General features: G+C 48.8%; 14 protein-coding genes. 11 read left to right on the forward strand and 3 right to left on the reverse strand.

Features of this window, described 5'->3' with window-relative positions; all coding sequences use genetic code 11:
• The first annotated feature begins 263 nt into the window (after window positions 1–263).
• Both ON01_RS13810 and ON01_RS13815 read left to right on the forward strand, forming a co-directional pair.
• Window positions 264–491, forward strand: coding sequence for a DUF1659 domain-containing protein (locus tag ON01_RS13810; RefSeq protein WP_010531655.1), 228 nt, complete (start codon window positions 264–266; stop codon window positions 489–491).
• Window positions 492–606: 115 nt separating this feature from the next.
• On the forward strand, window positions 607–822 hold the full coding sequence (locus tag ON01_RS13815; RefSeq protein WP_010531656.1) for a DUF2922 domain-containing protein: 216 nt from the start codon (window positions 607–609) through the stop codon (window positions 820–822).
• Between the two features lie 374 nt (window positions 823–1196).
• Here the strand turns inward: ON01_RS13815 and ON01_RS13820 are convergent, their stop codons facing one another.
• Window positions 1197–1784 (reverse strand): superoxide dismutase family protein, encoded by a 588-nt coding sequence (locus tag ON01_RS13820; RefSeq protein ID WP_010531657.1) that lies wholly within the window; start codon window positions 1782–1784, stop codon window positions 1197–1199.
• 413 nt (window positions 1785–2197) lie between these two features.
• Window positions 2198–3082, reverse strand: coding sequence for a LysR family transcriptional regulator (locus ON01_RS13825; protein WP_010531658.1), 885 nt, complete (start codon window positions 3080–3082; stop codon window positions 2198–2200).
• A 148-nt stretch (window positions 3083–3230) separates the two neighbouring features.
• On the opposite strand from ON01_RS13825, the gene ON01_RS13830 reads away from it, so the two are divergent.
• Window positions 3231–5414 carry a malate synthase G gene (locus ON01_RS13830; RefSeq protein ID WP_010531659.1) on the forward strand — a complete coding sequence of 728 codons (2184 nt, stop codon included), beginning with the start codon at window positions 3231–3233 and terminating at the stop codon, window positions 5412–5414.
• A gap of 39 nt (window positions 5415–5453) precedes the next feature.
• Here ON01_RS13830 and ON01_RS19255 read toward each other — a convergent pair whose 3' ends face one another.
• Window positions 5454–5894, reverse strand: coding sequence for a hypothetical protein (locus tag ON01_RS19255; protein WP_138919795.1), 441 nt, complete (start codon window positions 5892–5894; stop codon window positions 5454–5456).
• Between the two features lie 186 nt (window positions 5895–6080).
• Between ON01_RS19255 and ON01_RS13835 the strand changes: the two genes are divergently transcribed.
• From ON01_RS13835 to ON01_RS13870, 8 genes are all read left to right on the forward strand, one after another.
• The gene (locus ON01_RS13835) at window positions 6081–7394 is read left to right on the forward strand and encodes an FAD-binding oxidoreductase (RefSeq protein ID WP_010531660.1); all 1314 of its coding nucleotides are present in this window, start codon (window positions 6081–6083) and stop codon (window positions 7392–7394) included.
• 21 nt (window positions 7395–7415) lie between these two features.
• On the forward strand, window positions 7416–8807 hold the full coding sequence (locus tag ON01_RS13840; protein ID WP_425357511.1) for a (Fe-S)-binding protein: 1392 nt from the start codon (window positions 7416–7418) through the stop codon (window positions 8805–8807).
• A gap of 27 nt (window positions 8808–8834) precedes the next feature.
• A complete protein-coding gene (locus ON01_RS13845) occupies window positions 8835–10292 on the forward strand; it encodes an FAD-linked oxidase C-terminal domain-containing protein (protein WP_010531662.1) in 1458 nt (485 codons plus the stop codon).
• Window positions 10293–11179: 887 nt separating this feature from the next.
• Entirely contained in the window at window positions 11180–11962 is a 783-nt protein-coding gene (locus ON01_RS13850) for a fumarylacetoacetate hydrolase family protein (protein WP_010531663.1), read from the forward strand.
• Between the two features lie 152 nt (window positions 11963–12114).
• Complete coding sequence (locus ON01_RS13855; RefSeq protein WP_010531664.1) at window positions 12115–13878, forward strand: L-lactate permease; 1764 nt, start codon at window positions 12115–12117, stop codon at window positions 13876–13878.
• 654 nt (window positions 13879–14532) lie between these two features.
• Window positions 14533–15075, forward strand: a complete 543-nt coding sequence (locus tag ON01_RS13860; RefSeq protein WP_010531665.1) for a hypothetical protein — start codon at window positions 14533–14535, stop codon at window positions 15073–15075.
• Entirely contained in the window at window positions 15047–15601 is a 555-nt protein-coding gene (gene sipW / locus ON01_RS13865) for a signal peptidase I SipW (protein WP_010531666.1), read from the forward strand. The genes ON01_RS13860 and sipW overlap by 29 nt, the downstream gene beginning before the upstream one ends.
• A gap of 150 nt (window positions 15602–15751) precedes the next feature.
• Complete coding sequence (locus tag ON01_RS13870) at window positions 15752–16336, forward strand: CalY family protein (protein ID WP_010531667.1); 585 nt, start codon at window positions 15752–15754, stop codon at window positions 16334–16336.
• Window positions 16337–16374: the final 38 nt, after the last annotated feature.

The following is a 16374-nucleotide window of genomic DNA, read 5'->3' on the forward strand; positions in this document are numbered from 1 at the left end:
GAATGTGAAGCGAAAGGGTACCATTACTGGAGCTTGTAATTATGTGCCGCTTTTTTGACCTCCGTAATGGAAGGGGATGTTCTGTCTCTCAATAAGTCGATTTTCGGCCGCCGCCGAAAATCCTCGACTATCCAAAACCCTTCTTTCTCCTATAATCGAATCTAACCTGTAAAAAGGGGCATGGCATTACAAAAAATTTTTTGTTTTCCATGCCCCTTTTTTGCGTTTCATTTCGATTATAGGGGTGAAGGGAGGTGAGCAACATGGCCGAACAGCAAATGGTCAGCTCGCGACTGCGTCTCATCCTGGATGATGGGATAGACGAAATGTCCGGGAAGCAGCTTTTCAAAACGAAAGGCTTCAACAATGTCAAAACACAAGCAACCGCCGATCAGCTTTATGCGATCGCAACGTCGGTTGTAGGGCTGCAGCAGCGCCCGCTGGTAGATGTGGAACGTAATGACAGCTCCGAAATCACCGCAGGCGCATAAGTCATGGGGAAGTTTTTGCAGGTGGCAGAACTATAGGGGGGATTCGGGAAACCACGAATCATAGTTCTGCCGGGGATCTGAATGTCTTGACTTAGTACGAGGAGGAGGTGACAAAATGAAAAAGCTTGAATTGAAATTTTTGAACGAAGACGGCAAGACCGTCACATATTCATTGGAACAGCCGGTCGAGCCGGCCGATCCAGCAGCCATTAAAGCTGCAATGGACGACATCATCAATCAGAATGCGTTCACATCATCAGGTGGCGATGTCGTATCCATCAAAGAGGCGCGGATTGTTGAACGGACGGTTGAGGAGATTGAGTTGGTATAGTGAAGGGGCGGCATCAAGGGACGCTGAATCATTCAGCGTCCCTTGATGTTTTTGGAAGGGCGAGCTTTTGACTTGTGCGAGGGCGTGGTCAACTCATGCGGGAGCACTCCGAACTCGTGCGGGAATGGTTCAAACTCGTGCGATGGAAGCAGTAACTTGTGCAGGGTCGCGCCAAACTTGTGCGAGCGGCGCGTCAACTTGTGCAGGGTCGCGCCAAACTTGAGCGAGACCCGCATCAACTCGTGCGGGAACACTTCAAACTTGTGTGGGAGTGCATCGAACTAGTGCGAGAGTGCGCCAAACGTGTGCGGGAACGCCCCCAACTCGTGCGGCAGTAGCATGCTTAAAACGATTATCTTATCTGATCGCGCAACTTATTCACTAATCGTACCACATGCGAACCGGTCACCGGCATCGCCCGACGGCTGTGATTTTCCATCATCTTTACCTTGGTGGATGACCAGTGCCCTTCCGCCATCGCCAAGCAGTGAATTATCTTGTCCTTTTTCCAATGTTACATCTTCTGCGACATAAGACATTTTTACAGTACCATCTTCGCCAACGGTAATGTTTGGCATGTCTCCCGCATGCGGTCCTTCTGATGTATCAAACCCATGCTTGGTATTACCGGGATTGAAGTGTCCGTCTGCCGATTTGAAATCGGGTGCTTCACATGTGCCTTTTTCATGTATATGGAAACCGTGTGTTCCTTTTGGAATATTTTCTCCGTTAAGGGTTACTTTGACACCTTCCGATACTTGTTCTAACGTGGCAGTGCCGGCTGATTCACCTTCTCCGCTTTGTAAATCTACTGTAACGGCTTTCTGACTGGCGTTCTCATTTTGGTTGCTTGATCCACCCATGTTATTCTGTTGGTCTGAATCGGTATTGTTATTTCCGCCGCAAGATGCTAGCGCAAAAGTAACTACCAACAGCACTAGAAGGAATATCCAACGTTTCATTCAGATTCTCCTTTCCCAATTTTCTCACTATCAATTTAACCGGGAAATCTATCTGCTAAACGATTATAGCAACAATTCATCCGAAAATACTATTATGGTTCGAATGTCCTCCCTGGTCAGAGTACGGGGGCTTTTTATGTCCCGGGAATAGCTCCTAATCGTGCTAGAACGTGTCCAACTCGTGTGGGAGCAGTACAAGCTTGTGCGACAACATCTTAAACTTGTGCAGGAGTGGCTCCAACTTGTGCGAGAGCAGCCAAAACCTGTGAGAGAACAGCTCCAGCTCGTGCGGAAATGGCCACAACTTGTGCGAGAGCACCCCAATTCTGTGCCAGAGCAGCCTTAACCTGTGCGAGAACACCCAAAACTTGTGCAAGCGCAGTCCCAATCGTACAACACGCACCACGCGCACCTCAAACCCGATAGCTCTCCGACATCTCAATAAACTCTCTCACCGCATATGGCATATATTTATCTTTATTCCAGACCATGCCGAGCTCCAAATTAATGACAGGCTGGGCGAAAGGGATCGCTGTTAGCTGATCATTATCAATATTGCTGCTGATGCGGCTTGGCAGCAGGGTGCTTCCCAGTTTGGCTTCAACCATTTCAATCATAAAATCTTTCTGCGAGCTTTCGCAGACGACTTTCGGGTCAAATCCGTAATAGGCGCAGGCCTCCATAATCCGGTCATGCAGTGAAAAATCATGGCGGTATAAAATAAGCGGTTCGTGTTTGATAGCGTCAAATGTAATTGTCGTCTCACCAGCGAGCGGGTTGTTTTTATGTACCATAAGCACCAGAGGATCTTTTAATAGTTGAATCGTTGCAAGGTTTTCCTCCCTTGCCGGGGTGTTGCAGATCAGCCCGATGTCAAGTTCGCCATCACTGACGCCCTGTCTGATGGCGTTCGAGCCGACTTCAGTCAGTAACAGATCAATCGATGGATAAGTTTCTTTGTAGCGGCTGATATATGGTGCGAAAAACGCAGCGCCGATGATCGGGGGGATGCCGATTTTGATTTCGCCTTTCTTTAAATCAATCACATCATCCATTTCAGATGTGAGATTTTCAAATGAATCGAGGACTTTTCGCACGCTGACTAAAAAAGCTTCTCCCGCATCGGTCAATTTCAGCTGATGCGCGCTGCGGTCAAACAGCGGTGCACCCAATTCAGTCTCAAGGTTTTTGATCGTTTTGCTCAGCGATGGCTGCGAAATATGAAGCGTTTCAGCCGCCCGTGTGACATTCGATTGCCGTGCAACTTCTGCAAAACAAGTCAATTGCCTGATGTCCATATGAATCGCCGCCCTTCATATATCAATGGTTAAGCCTATTATACGTCAAGGTATAGCTAAAAGGAATAGTGTTCATGCAAAACATGTATTTTAGTTTTTGCCCGGGCCGTATTAAAATAAAGAAAAGCACAAAGGGGAGGAATCAGGGATGACAGACTATATCAAATCGGGCAATCTGCAAGTCGCTAAAGAGCTTTATGATTTTGTCAATTCGGAGGCGTTGCCGGGAACTGGGCTGGACGAAGCAACATTCTGGCAGGACCTCGAAAAGCTTGTCGCTGACCTGACACCGAAAAATAAAGCAGTACTGGATGAACGGGAATCCATGCAAAAACAGATTGATACATGGCACAAGCTGAACAATGCATTTGATTTGGATACGTATAAAACATTCCTTGAAGATATCGGTTATTTAGAGCCTGAGGTGGACGATTTCAAGATTACAACTGAAAATGTTGATGAGGTCATCACCAGGCAGGCGGGGCCGCAGCTTGTTGTGCCGGTCGACAATGCGCGCTATGCCCTGAACGCTGCCAACGCGCGCTGGGGTTCACTTTATGATGCATTGTATGGTACCGATGTAATCAGTGAAGAGGACGGTGCTGAGAAGTCTGGTCCGTACAATCCTGTCCGCGGCGAAAAAGTGATCGCATTCGCCAAACGCTTCCTTGATGAGCATACACCACTTGAGAATGCCTCACATAAAGACGCCATCACGTATACGGTCAATGATGGCAAACTCAGCGTGACACTTGAAAGCGGCCAGACGACCATTCTTAAAGATGGGGAGCAATTTGCAGGCTATCAGGGCTCCGCTGAGAAACCTGATGCGATTTTGCTTGAGAACAACGGCATGCACATTGAGATACAGGTTGATTCGGATCATCCGATTGGCAAAACGGATCCAGCCGGTGTTAAAGATGTTTTTCTGGAGTCGGCCACAACAAGCATTATGGATTGCGAAGACTCGGTCGCTGCAGTTGACGCTGAAGATAAGACGCTCATTTACCGAAACTGGCTCGGTCTGAACCGTGGCGATCTGACAACGACCTTTTCGAAAAACGACAAAGACGTCACACGTCAATTGAATCCTGACCGTACGTATACGGCTCCGAATGGCGGCGAGATCAGTCTGAACGGCCGTGTGCTCATGTTCGTGCGTAATGTCGGTCACCTGATGACGAACAGCGCGATTCTCGATGAAAATGGCGACGACGTGTTCGAGGGTATTATGGATGGTGTGTTTACGAGCCTGATGGCAAAGCACAGTCTGCTCGGCAACGGCCCGTATCAAAATTCCGAGACCGGCTCTGTTTACATTGTGAAGCCAAAAATGCACGGATCAAAAGAAGCAGCGCTTGCCAATGAACTATTTGCACGTGTAGAGGATATGCTCGACATGAAGCGCAACACGCTGAAGATCGGTTTGATGGATGAAGAGCGCCGCACGACCTTGAACCTGAAAAATTGCATTCATGAGGTGTGCGAACGCGTCGTATTCATCAACACCGGATTTCTTGATCGCACGGGTGATGAAATCCATACCTCTATGGAGGCAGGCCCAATGATCAAGAAAGGCGACATGAAAGCATCAACCTGGTTGAACGGCTATGAGAAAAATAATGTCGCGGTCGGTCTTGGTGCCGGTTTGAAGGGGAGAGCGCAAATCGGCAAAGGCATGTGGGCAATGCCTGACTTAATGGCGGCTATGCTTGAGCAAAAAATCGGCCATTTGAAAGCAGGCGGGAACACAGCATGGGTGCCATCACCAACGGCAGCAACCCTGCATGCGCTGCACTACCATCAGGTGGATTTGAAAGAAGTCCAGGCGGAAATTGAGGAAAATCTGCAGGACTACCGTGATGATATATTGCAGCTTCCTGTTGCGGTCGATAAGAATTGGTCAGCTGACGAAATTCAGGAGGAAATGGACAACAGCTGCCAGACACTGCTCGGCTATGTTGTGCGCTGGGTTGAGCAGGGCGTCGGTTGTTCAAAAGTCCCTGACATTAATGACGTTGCACTGATGGAAGATCGCGCGACATTACGCATCTCCAGCCAGATGCTTGCCAACTGGCTTTATCATGACATCTGCACCAAGGAGCAGATGATGGACACATTGAAGCGGATGGCCAAAGTGGTTGACAGGCAAAACGCAGGCGATGCTGCGTACCGTCCTATGGCGAACAATTTTGATGACTCTGTTGCGTTCCAGGCCGCATGTGATCTGGTGTTTAAAGGCCATGAGCAGCCAAGCGGTTATACAGAGCCAATTTTGCATAAGCGCCGGCTGGAAGCGAAGGAGAAGGAAGCAGTGAATACGGCGAAATAAATGTTAGCAGGAAAATGAGAGGCGATTATGAGGGGCCTCTCAATTTCCTGCTGTTTTTTGTGGGGTGATTGAGGTGCTCGGGCCGAGCGGGCAGTCGATCAAGTGGGGCCTTGACGAGGACTTCTCGGATTTCGCGCGAGGACGGCATGAAATCGCGCGGTGTCCATGGTTTTTCGCGCGGCGATGGCATGAAATCGCGCGACGCCCCCGAATTTCGCGCGAGGATGGCATGAAATCGCGCGACGTCGCCGAATTTCGCGCGAGGATGGCATGAAATCGCGCGACGCCCCCGAATTTCGCGCGAGGACGGCATGAAATCGCGCGACACAGCTCAAACTCGTGCGACAGCAGCTCAAACTTGTGCGGAAGCAGCGCCAACTCGTGCGACAAGATCATTAACTTGTGCGGGAGCAGCTCAAACTTGTGCAACAACAGCACCAACTTGTGCAAGAACAGCTCAAACTCGTGCAACAGCACCACAACAAGCCACACCCGCCGCATTTGTCGAACAAAGGCGCAGAAACTCGTACCCTGTCAATTTTTGCATAATTAAAAAAATAACATTGACTTTCCTATATGACACTGGTTAACTATAGACAACATCACACATCCAAAGCGATCATGATAACAAAATTTGACGTTTACTAAGGAAAGGGGGATTCCCATATGAGCACATCAATAATCGAAGCGGTTGTGCCGAAAGACCAAATCAAACAGAACGAATCAGACCATCCGTTGGGGAATGGTGCCCGGCAGACAATCGAAGCCCGTTCCGAAGACGATATAGCGAATGTGCTTCGATACGCGAACGATCACAATCGAACTGTAAACATCATATCCGGCGGTACGAAGCGGGGTTATGGTGGGACGATAAAAGAGGCGGACATTTTACTGTCGCTCGCGCACTACAAAGGGATTGTCGAGCATTCGGTCGGTGACTTGACGCTGACCGTCAGACCTGGAACGACCATAAAGGAAATTTCCGATCAATTGGCGGAAAGTGGGCAGTGTTTGGCGCTTGATCCGTCGTGGCCGGAGCTGGCGACGATTGGTGGCGTTATTTCCGCAAATGAAAGCGGTCCCAAAAGGCTGCTTTACGGATCAGCGAGGGACCACGTCATTGGCACGCGGATTGTTTACGCGGATGGTCGTGTCATCCGTACGGGCGGCAAAGTGGTAAAAAACGTGGCGGGTTATGACATGAACAAACTGTTTATCGGTGCGATGGGGACACTGGGCGTCATCAGTGAAATCACGCTTAAATTGCGGCCGCTCCCGAAATATGAGGCCCTGTCACTGCTGCATTTCCCAGATGGCTATGAGCAGGCTATTCACGACTTTGCAAAACGTATCCTGGACTCGATGATGGAACCGGTATCGCTTGAAGTACTAACACCAGCAATGGCAGAAAAATTAACCGGTAAACGGCTTGATACGTTGGCAATTGCGTTTGAAGATCAGGAAAAAGCTGTCATTCAGCAGGAAAAATGGGTGACGGAGCACTTGCCACCGGATGTCGAGCAAACAGTCTTGCATGAACAGGAAGCAGTCGAATGGTGGGAGGCGTTCCGGCGTCAAGGCCCGAACGGTCATAACGATGGCGCAGACGACCCCAAAACACAGGCCGCATTGAAGATCGGCAGTCTGCCTTCAGACGTACCCGGCAATTTGAAAAAGGCAGAAGAACTTGCTGAAACTCATCATGTTTCCGTGGAAGCACATGGCGGCGCCGGGCACGGGATTTCGCGCGTCTATATCAACGGATACGCAGAGGATGTTATCACCCTCATAAAAGCGCTAAGGTCAGAAGCAGAAAAGAAGCATGGGTACGTTGTTTGCACTCATTTACCTTTCGCGCTGAGGGAAGAAGCTGATGTGTGGGGCGAAAAGCCTGCTTATTTTCCATTATTAGATGGCGTTAAACGGGCGAATGATCCGAAAAAACGTTTAAACCGGCAGCGGTTTGTAGGAGGGATTTAAATGAGCATTGGTTTAGTCAACATGCTGAGTGGCGGCAAGTCTAATAGTGAAGCTGCCGCTGTTGCTACGAAAGAAAATAAAATGGATCCGGCATGCCAGTCGAATCCGCTTGGCAACTACATCTGGGATGATGTACCGGATGCGACGAAATGGGCTGACTGTGTTCACTGCGGCATGTGTCTGGAAGCATGCCCGACGTATCAGGAAACGGGTGAGGAACAGAATTCACCACGGGGTCGGGTTTACTTAATTAAATCGGTAGCAGAAGGCAAAATCAGTCTTGATGAGGCGTTTGCCGACCCAGTTTATAATTGCCTCGACTGCCGTGCCTGTGAAACCGCCTGTCCAGCAAACGTCCAGGTCGGCGGTCTGATTGAAGAAGCGCGCGGGCAAATCAATCAGTCAATGCCGTTGTCAGGGATCTCCGGTACATTTAAAAAGACGGTTTTGAACCAATTTTTCCCGAATAAGAAGCGGATGGAAAAACTGGGCGGTCTGATGCGGTTTTATCAGCAGAGCGGTCTGCAAAAGGTGGCTCGGAAAACAGGTGTCCTCAATGTAATGCCGGATCACTTAAAAGATATGGAAGCCACACTTCCGAAAGCAGGAAAGCCGATTTTGGGCAGGTATCCTGAAGTCATTCCGGCAGAGGGTGAGACAAAAGGGCGCGTTGCTATCCTGACGGGCTGCATCATGGACATTATGTTTAATGACGTGAACAAATCGACTGTCCGCGTGTTAACGCACAATGGATTTGAGGTGGGGCTGCCGCCTGATCAGGGCTGCTGCGGGGCGCTTCACATTCACGCCGGTGAGCGGGATTCGGGGAAAGAACTTGCCAGGAAGAATATTGAGGCGTTCAAAGACTACGATAAAATTCTCGTGAACGCGGCAGGCTGCGGCTGTGCGCTTCAGGAATATGATGAACTATTCCGGAATGATCCGGAGATGCTGCCGCTCGCTGAGGAATTTTCCGAGAAGGTTGAGGATATCACCAAGTTTCTGTACGACAATGATTTCAAACGGCCTCACTCTGAAGTTGATACAACCGTGACGTACCATGATGCGTGTCATCTGGCGCACGGCCAGGGTGTTCGATCTGAACCGCGGCAAATTTTAAATGACATTCCGGGCGTTGAGGTGGTTGACTTGCCTGATGCGGACCGGTGCTGCGGCAGTGCGGGCATCTATAATCTGACCCATCCCGAGATGGCCGGAAAGCTGCTTGACCGCAAAATAGATGACATACCGGATAACATTAATATGATTTCGATGGGCAACCCCGGCTGTATGCTGCAGATTGCGATGGGTGTGCAAAAATACGGCCGAAAAGAAAAAGTCGTTCATACCATTCAGCTCCTTGATTGGGCCTATGAGAAAGATAAGCAGAAAATGCATGAATACGAATTATAGGAAACATACAGAAAGCGGGTGACAAGGATGTTTCGAAAAAAGCGAGCCAAGCAAAAGCCGGATGCAGCCGTAAAGAAGTTAATGGATATTGTCGGTGAAGAAAATGTGCTCTATTTGAAGGAAGATCTCCTGTCCTATGAGTGTGATGGGTATACACTGGAACGGGGCATGCCAAGAGCGGTCGTGTTTGTCCGGAACACACAGCACGTTTCGGATGTCGTCAAACAATTGAATGAACGGGAGATTCCCTACATTGCGCGCGGTGCTGGCACAGGTTTGAGCGGCGGTGCGACACCAAGGGGCGGCGAAGTGATCATCAGCCTTGTCCGGATGAAGCAGCTGCTCCACCTTGATCTGGAAAACCGCCAGGCTGTTGTCGAACCAGGGTATATTAATTTGAAGCTGACCCAATCGATTTCCGATAAAGGCTACTATTATGCCCCGGACCCATCAAGTCAGTATGCCTGCACAATCGGTGGCAATGTTGCTGAGAACTCCGGTGGTGCGCACTGTCTGAAATACGGTGTCACGACCAATCATATTTTGGGTCTTGAAGTGGTTCTGCCAAGTGGTGAGATTATTGAAATTGGCAAAAGCGGTGTGCCGGATCAGCCGGGGTATGATCTGCTCGGTCTCCTCACCGGATCGGAGGGGACGCTTGGCATTGTGACAAAGATTACCGTGAACATATTGAAAAACCCGGAAGGCAAGAAAACGGTCCTAGCTTATTTTGACGATATCGATGATGCCAGCCAGGCGGTGTCGGACATTATCGCAACAGGCATCATCCCGGCGGCGCTCGAGATGATGGATGAAATCGCGATTGAAGGTGTTGAGGCATCGGCCTATCCAGTCGGACACCCGAGTGACATTGCGGCATTTTTGCTGATTGAAGTGGATGGCATTCAAGCCGGGATTGACGATCAGATCGATGATATTTTGACGGTGTGCAAAAGCAATCATGTGCGCAACGTAAAGGTGGCCAAAGACGAGGCGGAGCGAAGCATGTGGTGGGCCAACCGCAAAATGGGTTTCGGCGCGATGGGGGCAATTTCGCCGGACTACCTTGTCCAGGATGGCGTCATTCCAAGGACCCGACTGCCTGAAGTACTCGCACGCATCAACGCCATTAGCCGCAAGTATGAACTGCGGATTGCGAATATTTTCCATGCAGGTGACGGGAACCTGCACCCGCTCATCTTGTTTGATGCGAGCGTCCCCGGTGAGAGTGACCGCGCGTCCAAAGCGGGTTCGGAATGTTTGCAGGTGTGTGCGGATGTTGGCGGCTCGATTACGGGTGAACATGGTGTCGGCATTGAAAAGTCAGCTGAAATGCGCTTTATCTTCAGTGATGAGGAAATGGCAGCACAAACCGATATCCGGCATGTCTTCAATCCGGACGACCTGCTGAATCCGGGGAAATTGTTCCCTGAACCGGGCCGTTGTGTCGAAGTGAAGCATGATGAGAAAAAAGCAACCGTTTAAGATCATGGCTGTTTTCTAGGAGGTTGTTGATTTTGACAATTAATGCGACGGGGTGATAGGCAGGGTTGATTTTCGCTTTGGGCAGTCGCGAACCTTAGCGCAACGCTTCAGCTTCCTCGGAAGCAAAGACCGCTTCCTGCTCAGATCTTAAGCTGCCCGCTTCCCTGCAGGAGTCTCCTGCCTTTTGCTCCAATCAACGCCATGTCAGCGCAGTGTATTTTGTTTACGACATCTTGGTAAAACAAATATTTTATGACGGATAAACTAGGAGCGCGGTGATTTTTCGATTGAAAAACCTAAACTTAGATCGACTACGGGGGGGATTAATCGAAAGGCACAAAAGTTCGATTGATTACAAGGAATCCTCACGCGAAATTCAGAGGGTGTCGCGCGAATTCATGCCACCCTCGCGCGAAATTCAGAGAGCCACGCGCGAATTCATGCCACCCTCGCGCGAAGTTCAGAGGGGTGTCGCGCGAATTCATGCCACCCTCGCGCGAAATTCGGAGAGCCACGCGCGAATTCATGCCACCCTCGCGCGAAATTCAGAGCGCCGCACGATCTTGTGCCAGCATCACGCATTCGAACAACACAAAAGCTCGAGTGGGAGAAAACCGAGTTATCGGGGCACAGAATGCAAGCCCGCTATGGGACAGCGAGCCTAAGAGCCCCCATCTCGAGCGTTCTCTGCGAACAAGGAAGCTCGCCAGCCGCCCTAAGGTGTGCGAAGTGTATTTCCGAAGCGGTGATATCGCACACATTTTTTACTACGTCGCAGTTAATCTCAACTGCGAGGGTTCACGCGCAACAAAATTAACGTAAAAAAGTCAGTGTATAAAACATTGAGATCGGCGTCTGGCCCATCTCAATCACAAGGAGTGGATACAGTGAAATTTACTAGATTCAAACCAAAAGGCGTACAAACCATTTTACAGGGCATCATAACAGACCGCGGCATCCAGCAAATCGAAGGCGATATGTTTACCGATTGGGAGAGAACAGGCGGAATCTATCATCCCGATACGATCGACATTTTGGAACCAATTACACCACGGCATGTGATTGGTATTGGGGCAAACTATGTTGCAAAACCAAGTGATCTGCCCGCTGAAGCGCCTGAGTTGCCAGTGTTTTTCTACAAACCGGTTTCATCGGTTGTCGGAAGCGGCGAATCCATTGTTATTCCACAAGGGATCAGCGAAGTGAAATTTGAGTCAGAACTGGCGGCCGTCATTGGGAAAACGGCCAGCAATATCGCAGAGGATAACGTGATGGATCATATTTTTGGCTATACCGTGGCCAATGACGTGACGGCACCGCAATATTTTCATGACGACGGCCATTGGATGGTAGGTAAATCATTCGATACGTTCACACCACTTGGCCCCTGTATTGAAACTGAATTTGATCCGGACAATGCACGCGTTGAAGCATATTTGAATGGCGAAAAGAAACAGGACAGCCCGACAGCGAACATGATCGTCTCCATGCGAAAAATGATTGCTTACCTGTCCGGCGTAATGACACTGGAACCTGGCGATGTCATTTTAACCGGAAGCCCGCTTGGAGCGGAGATGATGAAAGCCGATGATAAAATCGTATGCAGCATTAACGGCATCGGAGAGCTTCATAACCCTGTCGAACAAAAAGTGCGTGTACAGCAACATTGACTGTCTGTACGCATATGAACGCGTACCGACGTCATGCTGCTGTTTGCGATATAAACGATCATCAGTAGGGGTTTTTACCCTTTTCACTGATGGTTAGTTGAACGAATTGACCATTAGATGCGGGTTAAAAATTAAAAAGGGAGGAATTTACCTTGGGAACTGGAACCTTAGCCTTTCTTGCGTTGCTTCCGATTATTGCAGTCGCTGTATTTCTGGTAGGTCTTAAATGGCCCGCAAGTAAAGCCATGCCGATTTCCTACATTGTAGCTGTACTGCTCGCGCTCTTTGTTTGGGATGTGGCGTTTCCGCAGGTCGCTGCTGCTTCTGTCAACGGTCTGATCGTTGCTGTTACGCTCTTATTCATTATTTTCGGTGCGATTCTGCTCTTGAACACCTTACAGGAAAGCGGTGGGCTTCATACGATTCGGCGCGGTTTCACAGATATCACGCCGGACCGCCGGATACAGGTTGTTATTATCGCCTGGCTGTTCGGATCGTTTATTGAAGGGACTGCAGGTTTTGGAACGCCAGCAGCTGTTGCCGTACCGCTAATGGTCGGACTCGGCTTTCCAGCGATGGCAGCTGTTGTCTCCGGCATGGTGATTCAAAGTACACCCGTCTCATTCGGTGCGGTTGGCACGCCGATCGTTGTCGGGGTGGGATCAGGCGTTGAACCGCTGACCCAGGTATCCGACGTGTCAAGTTTCGTATTTGGGCTTGCCGGAAAAGTCGCCCTGCTCCACACGTTGGCGGGGATTTTAATACCGTTGTTTTTAGTGGGACTCCTGACCCGGTTTTTCGGGAAAAACAAATCGTTCAGTGAAGGGCTTCAGGTATGGAAATTCGCGATTTTCGCCGCGCTTGCCATGACGCTTCCGTATTTACTGGTTGCTTACACGATGGGTCCGGAATTCCCGGCCATGTTCGGCGGATTGATTGGTCTGGCAATTGTCGTTCCGGCCGCGAAAAAAGGTTTCTTAATGCCGAAAGAAGGTGAAGAATGGGATTTCGAACCAAAAGACCGCTGGGACCCGCTTTGGAATGGCAAGGTGGAGCTGAAGCACAGTGATGTCAATGCCGGAAAAATCAGCATGTGGCGCGCATGGGCACCATATGTGCTGATCGCCGCTCTATTGATTATATCAAGGCTGACGGTCGTCGGCGACTGGCTAAAATCGGTGAATCTGACGCTGCCAAACATTTTCGGTACAGAAATCACAGCTGAATGGGAAATTCTCTATTCACCAGGGTTCATTTTCATCGTTGTCGCTGTGCTGACATACTTTATGCATAGCATGAAACCAAATGAATTTGCCACCGCCTGGAAGGATTCTGGGAAAAACATGATCGCAGCCAGTACAGCACTTGTTTTCACGGTGCCAATGGTGCAAGTGTTTCTGAACACGGACGGCGGAGCAGCTGGTTTCCAGGAGATGCCGCTTATCCTCGCTGAAGCCGCAGCTGATTTAGGAGGCACCATGTATCCGATCTTCGCCACATTTATCGGCGGACTTGGTGCATTTGTGGCCGGCAGTAATACAATCAGCAACATGATGTTTTCCCTTTTCCAGTACGGTGTCGGCGAAAATATCGGCGGCAGCGCGACATGGATGGTTGCCCTGCAGGCGGTAGGTGGAGCAGCCGGGAACATGATCTGTGTGCATAACGTCGTCGCCGCATCAGCTGTCGTCGGCCTTGTCGGCAAGGAAGGCCACGTCATTCGGAAAACACTGATCCCGTTTGCCTATTATGCACTGCTCGCAGGCTCGATCGGCTACTCAATTATGTGGACCGCCGACAAAGGCATATTCAACCTCGGCTCGATTCTGGCCGTGATCATCTGGGGCATTGCCATTTACGTTATTGCAACGAATAAGAAGCGATTGGCTGCGCTTGATCGGAAAAATATTGCTTAGATAGTGGGGATTTCGGAATAAGGAGCAGTCCTGTCTTGTGGCGGGGCTGTTTTCTATTGCTGATAGACCTCGACTCGTGGGGGAAAGGCCTCGACTTGTGCAACAGCTCTATAAACTCGTGCGGGAGCGGGCTCAACTTGTGCGACAGCTCCAAAAACTTGTGCGGGAAAGACCTCAACTTGTGCGACAACCCAGAAACTCGTGCGGGAGTGACCTCAACTTGTGCGGCAGTTCCACAAACTCGTGCAAGAACAGCCCCAACTCGTGCAGCCGAACCGCCTCCTCTTGAATGGACAACTTTGGGGGCTTCGTATTTCCGGTTAACGTTATCTATCGACAGAAACCTGGTCTTGTAATCGACAAGACCAGGTGTTTTTTTGGTCTAAATCCATTTTTTCGATAAAAGACGAAAAAAGTACTAGGTAAAAGGATGTGAAATATGTAGAAATTTTGACAAAACAAAACTAAAGTTATATAGACTGCCACACTTCAACTTGATAGTCTATTAATAACATTTAAATTATTTAAATAATTATGGTTAATTTTCTAGTCGAAATTTTTATAAAAGCTTCATTGCTCCCTTCTCCCTGCTGAAAATAGATTTAACAGCAGCGTTAATAATTGTTGTAAACCGAATAACGGAAGGTGTTTTATATGAGAGGCCAACAGAACCGCAATAACAAATATGCACATGTGATCGTTAAGTTATTTGCTGTGATTTACGTGTTATTTTGCACCGCTATCATGCTTACCTCACCAACGACTGCCTATTTTCAGGATTTTGAAACCGCTTCTGCAACCGTTTCAACTGCTGATGATTTTAATGATGGCCAAAAACAATCAGACAAGGATGGCACTGAAGAAAAGGGCCAACCTCAAGATCAAAACGAGACCGACCAGCAGGAAGCGACAAATCAGAATGAGCAGGACAAAAAGACAGAAAGCAATGATGAAGTCTCATCCTCAAATAAGAACATAAAAAAGGAAAAAGAAGAAACACCAGATCAATCCGAAGAAGAAGAAAAATCAGAGCAAACGCCAAAAACAGACAGTGAGAAAGCTGAAGAGGAGACAGGCGGTGAGAAAAAATCGAAAACTTCCGAGACCAATGCCGAAGAGACGTCAGAAGTAACAACGGAATCAAATCCGGATCGGAGTGATGACAAAGATGATGAAAAAAATCCTAAACGTGATTAACCACATTACCACGTTCCTTTTATTTGCTGTATTAATTGTAACCGTGCTGTTGGTAATATCCTTCAGAGCATCGGGAGGGGAAGCGGCCATTTTCGGTTATCAATTCAAGACAGTCTTGTCCGGCTCGATGGAACCTGAGATACAGACGGGGTCCATTATATCGATTGAAAAGGGCGGGGATATGAAACGTTTTGAAAAAGGTGATGTCATCACTTATAGAACACCTGAAGATATGCTCGTCACCCACCGAATCGCTGAGGTCATAGGAGATGGTGAGCAGTATATCACCAAAGGGGACAACAACGAGGGGGCTGATTTAGACCCGATTCTGGCGCAAAATGTTGTTGGAAAATATACCGGGTTCACGGTACCGTATATCGGTTATGTGATGAATTTTGCTAATACGTCACAAGGGGCTGCACTGATGCTTATCTTACCCGGGCTGTTACTGGTTGGCTACTCGGGCATTACCATCTGGCGTGCACTGAGGCAATTCGATGACTCAAAAGCGGCTGAAAAACATTAAAGACCGCTTTTAAGAAGGAGGATCATTGTTACCGGACTTTTTGTACAACCACACTTAAATCGTTTGTAACGCTGATAGATACCCATTCTATGAGGCGTTCAAATATAAACATCCCTGTATCAGAGGGAAAAATATAAAGGAGGCATTTATATGGGTATTAAGAAACAATTAGGCATGGGCGTCATGACAGCGGCGCTTGGTTTATCATTAGTCGGAGGGGGTACGTATGCATACTTCAGCGACAGCGAGACAACGAACAACACGTTTGCAGCAGGGACACTGGATCTGGCGGTAGAGCCGACACAAGTGATTGAAGTTGACAATATCCAGCCAGGTGACTCGATGACCCGCGATTTTGAGCTGCAAAATAACGGGTCACTCGCTATCGACAAGGTACTCCTGGAAACAAATTATGACGTGATCGATGCAGAAGGGGACAACAGTGGTGACTTTGGCAATCATATTGAAGTCGAATTTCTATACAACGCTGATAAGCTGGATGAAGTGATTTATCAGACAACATTAGCAGAACTGCAAAACATGTCACCTGAAGCGGTCAATGAGCATGTGTTCGATCCGTTGCTTGAAGATGGGCTTGAGCCGGGATCGCTCGATGATCTGGTTGTCAAATTCAATTTTGTCGATAACGGAGAAAATCAAAACCAATTCCAGGGCGACTCATTAGAGTTGGAGTGGACCTTTAATGCACAACAAGGATCAGGCGATGAAGAATAATTGATGTTAATAGAGCTGTGCCATAAGTCATGAAACCC

The organism is Lentibacillus jeotgali (assembly GCF_000224785.1).
Taxonomy (GTDB): domain Bacteria; phylum Bacillota; class Bacilli; order Bacillales; family Amphibacillaceae; genus Lentibacillus; species Lentibacillus jeotgali.

Coding starts and splice junctions, on each gene's coding strand:
- ON01_RS13810 (WP_010531655.1), top strand. CDS start 264: ATGGCCGAACAGCAAATGGTCAGCTCGCGACTGCGTCTCATCCTGGAT.
- ON01_RS13815 (WP_010531656.1), top strand. CDS start 607: ATGAAAAAGCTTGAATTGAAATTTTTGAACGAAGACGGCAAGACCGTC.
- ON01_RS13820 (WP_010531657.1), bottom strand. CDS start 1,784: ATGAAACGTTGGATATTCCTTCTAGTGCTGTTGGTAGTTACTTTTGCG.
- ON01_RS13825 (WP_010531658.1), bottom strand. CDS start 3,082: ATGGACATCAGGCAATTGACTTGTTTTGCAGAAGTTGCACGGCAATCG.
- ON01_RS13830 (WP_010531659.1), top strand. CDS start 3,231: ATGACAGACTATATCAAATCGGGCAATCTGCAAGTCGCTAAAGAGCTT.
- ON01_RS13835 (WP_010531660.1), top strand. CDS start 6,081: ATGAGCACATCAATAATCGAAGCGGTTGTGCCGAAAGACCAAATCAAA.
- ON01_RS13840 (WP_425357511.1), top strand. CDS start 7,416: ATGCTGAGTGGCGGCAAGTCTAATAGTGAAGCTGCCGCTGTTGCTACG.
- ON01_RS13845 (WP_010531662.1), top strand. CDS start 8,835: ATGTTTCGAAAAAAGCGAGCCAAGCAAAAGCCGGATGCAGCCGTAAAG.
- ON01_RS13860 (WP_010531665.1), top strand. CDS start 14,533: ATGAGAGGCCAACAGAACCGCAATAACAAATATGCACATGTGATCGTT.
- sipW (WP_010531666.1), top strand. CDS start 15,047: ATGATGAAAAAAATCCTAAACGTGATTAACCACATTACCACGTTCCTT.
- ON01_RS13870 (WP_010531667.1), top strand. CDS start 15,752: ATGGGTATTAAGAAACAATTAGGCATGGGCGTCATGACAGCGGCGCTT.